General features: G+C 59.9%; 3 protein-coding genes. All 3 read right to left on the bottom strand.

What is annotated here, in order from left to right; translation table 11 throughout:
- Positions 1-1,552, bottom strand: a 1,552-nt coding sequence (locus AC1DLB_RS19340) for an efflux RND transporter permease subunit (protein WP_477785460.1), incomplete at its 3' end; no start/stop codon positions are given.
- 28 nt (positions 1,553-1,580) lie between these two features.
- Entirely contained in the window at positions 1,581-2,648 is a 1,068-nt protein-coding gene (locus AC1DLB_RS19345; protein WP_477785461.1) for a WD40/YVTN/BNR-like repeat-containing protein, read from the bottom strand.
- A gap of 1,020 nt (positions 2,649-3,668) precedes the next feature.
- A partial coding sequence (pepN, locus tag AC1DLB_RS19350) for an aminopeptidase N (RefSeq protein ID WP_477785462.1) occupies positions 3,669-5,796 on the bottom strand: 2,128 nt, incomplete at its 5' end.

A 5,796-nucleotide genomic window follows, 5' to 3' on the forward strand; every position in this document is an offset into this window, starting at 1 on the left:
GCACGCCCTCGGTGTTCTGCATCTTCCACATCAGCTCGTCGATCGGTGCCATGGCTTCATAGCGCGAGCACCCTTCAGGCTTGGTCTTGACCATTACCACCAGCACGTCGGAACTGGTGGAGTAGTTGTTGATGATGAAGCTGTTGTCCTTGTTGTAACGCGAGTCCGGACGCAGTTCCGGCGCGCCCTGGTCGAGGTCGCCGATTTTCAGGTTCTGGCTGTACCAAAGGCCACCGCCAAAGGCGATCAGCGCCAGGAGAATGGAGACCGGTGCGACTTTCGGGCTGGCAAAGTTCGCCAGCAGGCGCCAGAAGGGATGCTCGCGGTGCGCGTCTTTCTTGCTGCGGTCGACGGCGCGTTTGCTGATACCCACGTAGGAAATAGCTACCGGCAGCAGGATCAGGTTGGTGAATACGATCACCGCCACGCCGATGGACGCGCCGATGGCCAGTTCACGAATCACGCCGATGTCGATGATCAACAGCGTGATAAAGCCCACCGCATCCGCGAGGATCGCGATCATCCCCGGCAGGAACAACTGACGGAATGTTCGCCGCGCCGCAGTCAGTGCGTTGTCCGCCTCGCTGGACTGCAAGGCGATACCGTTGATTTTCTGCACGCCGTGGGAAATCCCGATGGCGAAGATCAGGAACGGCACCAGCATCGAGTACGGATCCAGCCCGAAGCCGAAAAAGTGCATCAAGCCGAGCTGCCAGACCACCGCCACCAGCGTCGTACTCAGTACTGCCACGGTGCTGCGCATGCAGTTGGTGAACCAGTACAGCAGGATCAGGGTGATGACGAAGGCGACGCCGAAGAACATCACCACCATGACCAGCCCATCGATCAGGTCGCCGACTTTCTTGGCGAACCCGACAATGTGGATCTTCACGTTAGGGTTCTGGGTTTCGAACTTGTTGCGGATCTTGTCTTCAAGTTCATGCGAGAACTTGCGGTAGTCCAGTACCAGCAACTTGCCCTGGTCTTGCGGGTCCGGGTAGGACTCCAGCAGCGGGATGTCGACGATGCTCGACTTGAAGTCGTTGGCCACCAGCCGCCCGACTTGCCCGGACTTGAGCACGTTGTTGCGCAGCAGGTCGAGGCTCTGCTGGGAGCCGTTATAGCTCTGGGGAATCACCTCACCACCGGCGAAGCCCTCCTCCGTCACCTCGGTCCAGCGCACGCTCGGGCTCCACAGCGACTTGAGGCCGGAACGGTCGACGCCGGAGATGTAGAACACCTCGTCGTTGATCTGGCGCAGAGTCTCCATGTACTCCTTGGAGAAGATGTCGCCATCGGTGGCTTCAACGGAAATCCGTACGGTGTTGCCCAGGTTCGCCAGATCGTTGCGGTGCTCCATCATCTTTTCAATGAACGGATGCTCGAGCGGGATCATTTTTTCGAAACTGGTGGACGGCCGGATCAGCGTCGCCTGCCAGAACAGGAAAATACTGACCAGCAGGCAGATGACGATCACCGCCGGGCGGTTGTTGAAGATCAGGCGCTCAAGAAACGTCGCCTTGTCCTGATGAGGAGTGCTTAAGGATGTCATAGACCCGCCTTCTTATTATTTGCCCGGCTCATTTGGACGACCCGTTTGTGCCATTCTCTGCGCCCGTTGGCGAGGTGACGCGCACGCCGCCCTGGCCTGCCAGAATCAGATTACCGTTACCCGCCGCCGTGACCGACGAGACGGAAATGCGATCGGGACGGTTGAACACGCTGAAGGTTTCGCCGTCGTCGCTGCTGCGAATGACACTGCCACCATTGCCGACGATCACGATGGAACCGTCGTCGAGCAATGTGGCGCCGGACAGGCCGAATTCCAGCGCACCCCGTGCAGCCTTGAGTTCGACCTGCTCCCAGGTGGTGCCGAAATCCGTGGAGCGGTAGAGATTGCCCCTCAAGCCGTAGACCAGCAGCGTGGCCGGTTGCGCGGTGCCGATGACGCCGAACAGCGAGCCCTCGTAGGGGCCTTCAAGCTTTTCCCAGGTCTGCCCTTCATCGGCGGAACGGAACATGCTGCCCTGCTCGCCGACGATGAAAATGCCGGAATCCTTGACTGCAGCTATGGCGTTGAGGTGGTACTGGTCTTCGTTGGCCAGGCGATCGCTGACGTCTTCCCAGTTTTTGCCAYCGTCGGTGGTTTCCAGCAAGGCACCGTAGGCGCCCACGGCATAGCCGCTGTTGACGTCCTTGAACCAGACGTCGAGCAGCGGCGATTCGCGGCGCAGGTCTTCGAATTGCTTGGTCCAGGTGACACCGCCGTCTTCACTGGCGAGGATCTGCGCGTCATGGCCGACGGCCCAACCGTGCTTGTCATCGACAAAAAATACCGCTGTCAGCAGTTGCCGGGTCGGCACCTTGGCTTGGGTCCAGGTTGCGCCCTGGTCATCGGAATAAAGAATGTGCCCGCGATCGCCGACCGCCACCAGGCGTTTGCCGGCATGCACGACATCGAGCATCAGGCCTTTGCTGGCCTTGGCGGATTCAATGGAATAAACCACGTCGGTGGTCGGCGCGGCAGCGGCCAGCACAGGAGCCGACAACACGGCACAACCCAACAGCGAGAGCGCTGTAGCCAGCAACGCGAACCTGCGTAACGCCGGCGGGCGGCAAATACTCACACCCATGACAGGCTCACTCATAGACCTTCCCCCATTATTATTGTTAGGTCATTCAACCTTTCAGGGCGCCGTAAGGGGGTGCTCACCGGGACTGCCCTATTCCAGAGCATAGTCCTGAAACCCGCAATCCAGAGCCCCTTCGGAAGCTGGGCTTATCCTATCGGGGTTTGGAAAGGTCTGACAATCGACGCCACGTTATGTTTTGTTAACCGGGGGGATATGCGCAGAGACTGAATGGAGGGACATTCGCAGAGGTGATCGGGGTCTGGGGTACATATCCGTTTCTGCGGTAACGGCGGCTGGCGGTTTCGCTCTTACAGCGAGTCACTTTCGAAAAGCGCGAAAGTAACCAAAGCGCTCTTGCCCCTGTCGTTCGGCCCTTCGCCTAGGCTCAGGGTGCCCTCGTTCCGGTCCTGCTCCGTGGGCCCGCCGCCATCGGCCATCCATGGCCGGGGGCGGCTAACCCGGCATCCATGCCGGGTTGCCCACTACGCAGAACCTCCACTCGGCCTCTCGAGGGGGCGGTGCGTCAAAATCAAAAACAAGGCGGCCTACCGGCCGGCCTGATCTCAAGCGGACGCATTTCCCTGTAGGAGATGTCGAGCGAAGCGAGGCTGCGATCTTTTGATCTTGCATTTGCTTTGCTTTGGCTTTTGATCTTGATCTTGATCTACCCGCCCCTTCGGGAGGCTGAGCGCAGGTGTTCATCTGGGGATTGGCGCGCAGCGCCGTTCGACGCAGTCGAACCCATCGCATGTAGGTCGTAGCGAAGCAGACCGTAGGGCGATGCCCCCAGATGGATACCGGAGCGAAGGAACGCCGAGCCTCAGCGAGGGGCCGGACGCTTGGGGCGAGACCTTTTGGGTACTTTTGGGGCGTTTGCCAAAAGTGCCTCGCCGTAAGGGCGAAACCCTAAGTAGCCGTTACCGCAGAAATGGATATGTACTCCATCAAAAATCCCGGTCGGCTATCAGGCCGCCATCGCGAGCAAGCCCGCCCCCACAAGGTCCGAGTGAACACTTGAGAGAGCAGGCAACCAGATCAGGCCAGGCTTTTGCTGACCACTTCGTACACGTCGCTGGACAGCTGCCCCGAAGCGAGAATCCGCTCCAGTTCGCCTTTCATCAACGCCTGACGGGCGCTGTCGTACTTACGCCAGCGCGTCAGCGGCGCCAGTTGGCGAGAAGCAATCTGCGGATTGAAGCCGTTGAGCTCAATCACCAGATCCGCCAGGAACCGATACCCGGAACCATCCGCCGCGTGGAAGTTGATCAGGTTCTGCCCGGCAAACGCGCCGACCAGTGCCCGCACCTTGTTCGGATTCTTGATGTTGAACGCCGGGTGTTGCATCAAGGCTTTGACCCGCGCCAGACCGCCTGGCAATACACTGCCGGCCTGAACGCTGAACCACTGATCCATGACCAGCGGATTGTCCTTGAAGTGCTCGGCGAAGCTCGCCAGTGCCTTGGCTTTCTGCGTTTCGAACGGCGAATTCACCAACACGGCCAACGCGGTCAGGCGCTCGGTCATGTTGTCGCAGCTGTCGAACTGCTCAAGGGTTGCCGCCAATACTTCTGGCTTGTCGCTGAGCATCAGGTAGGACAACGCAATGTTCTGCAGTGCGCGGCGGGCGAAGTGCTCGGCCTCGGCCACATACGGAGTCTTCTTCGACAGATCGCGATTGGCCTGATAACGCAGCCACAGCGCTTCGAACAGCGTGTCCGCCAGTTGCTTGCGCGCAAATTCGCGAGCGGTGTGGATCGCTTCCACATCAGCCACTTCGCTGATTTCGGTCAGGTATGCCTCGCTTGGCAGCGAGAGCATTTCAGCGACCATCGCCTGATCCAGCGTCTCGTCGGACAGCACGGTACGCAGGGCTGCAACCAGACGCTGATCCAGCACCAGCGCCTCGCCCTTCTGCTGCTGGGCGATCAACTCTTGCAGCACCTGCACCGACAACTGCTGGCCGGCATCCCAACGGTTGAAACCGTCGCTGTCATGCTGCATCAGGAACATCAGTTGATCGCGGTCGTACGGGAAGCTCAGTTTCACCGGCGCCGAGAAGCCGCGCAGCAACGACGGCAGTGGTTTTTCAGCAATGTCGACGAAAGTGAAAGTCTGCTCGGCTTCAGTCACCGAGATCACCCGCGAAGTGCCTTGAGCACTGGCTTCACCGGACAGACGCAATGCAATTGCCGCGCCTTTCGAATCAAGCAGACCCAGCTCCACCGGAATCACGAACGGCAGCTTCTCAACCTTGTCCGGGGTTTCCGGGCAGCTCTGGCGGAAGGTCAGGCTGTAGGTTTTCGCCGTGGCGTCGTAGGACTCGCTCACCGCCAGACGCGGTGTGCCGGCCTGGCTGTACCAGCGCTTGAACTGGGTCAGGTCGACGCCATTGGCATCTTCCATGGCCTTGATGAAGTCGTCGCAGGTCACGGCCTGGCCGTCATGGCGTTCGAAGTACAGGTCGCTGCCTTTGCGGAAGCCATCGGCCCCGAGCAAGGTGTGGATCATGCCGACCACTTCCGAACCCTTTTCGTACACGGTCAGGGTGTAGAAGTTGGAAATCTCGATGAAGCTGTCCGGGCGTACGGCGTGAGCCATGGGGCCGGCGTCTTCGGCGAACTGGTGGGTGCGCAGGTACGCCACGTCCTGGATGCGCTTGACCGTGGCCGAGTTCATGTCGGCCGAGAACTCCGAATCGCGGAACACGGTGAAGCCTTCCTTGAGCGACAGCTGGAACCAGTCGCGGCAGGTCACGCGGTTGCCCGACCAGTTGTGGAAGTATTCGTGGGCGACGATCGCTTCGACCCGCTGGTGCGCGGCGTCGGTAGCGGTTTCGGCACGGGCCAGCACGGCGCTGGAGTTGAAGATGTTGAGGCCCTTGTTCTCCATGGCGCCCATGTTGAAGTCGTTGACCGCGACGATCATGAAGATGTCCAGGTCGTACTCGCGACCGTAGACTTCTTCGTCCCAACGCATGGACTTCTTCAGGCTGTTCATGGCGTGCTGGCACTTGTCGATGTTTTCTGGCTCGACATAAATGCGCAGCGCCACGGAGCGCTCGGTCATGGTGGTGAAAGTGTCTTCGACACACCACAAGTCACCGGCCACCAACGCGAACAGGTAGGCAGGCTTCTTGAATGGGTCTTCCCAGGTCGCCCAGTGG

The organism is Pseudomonas sp. 05N434 (genome assembly GCF_056396965.1).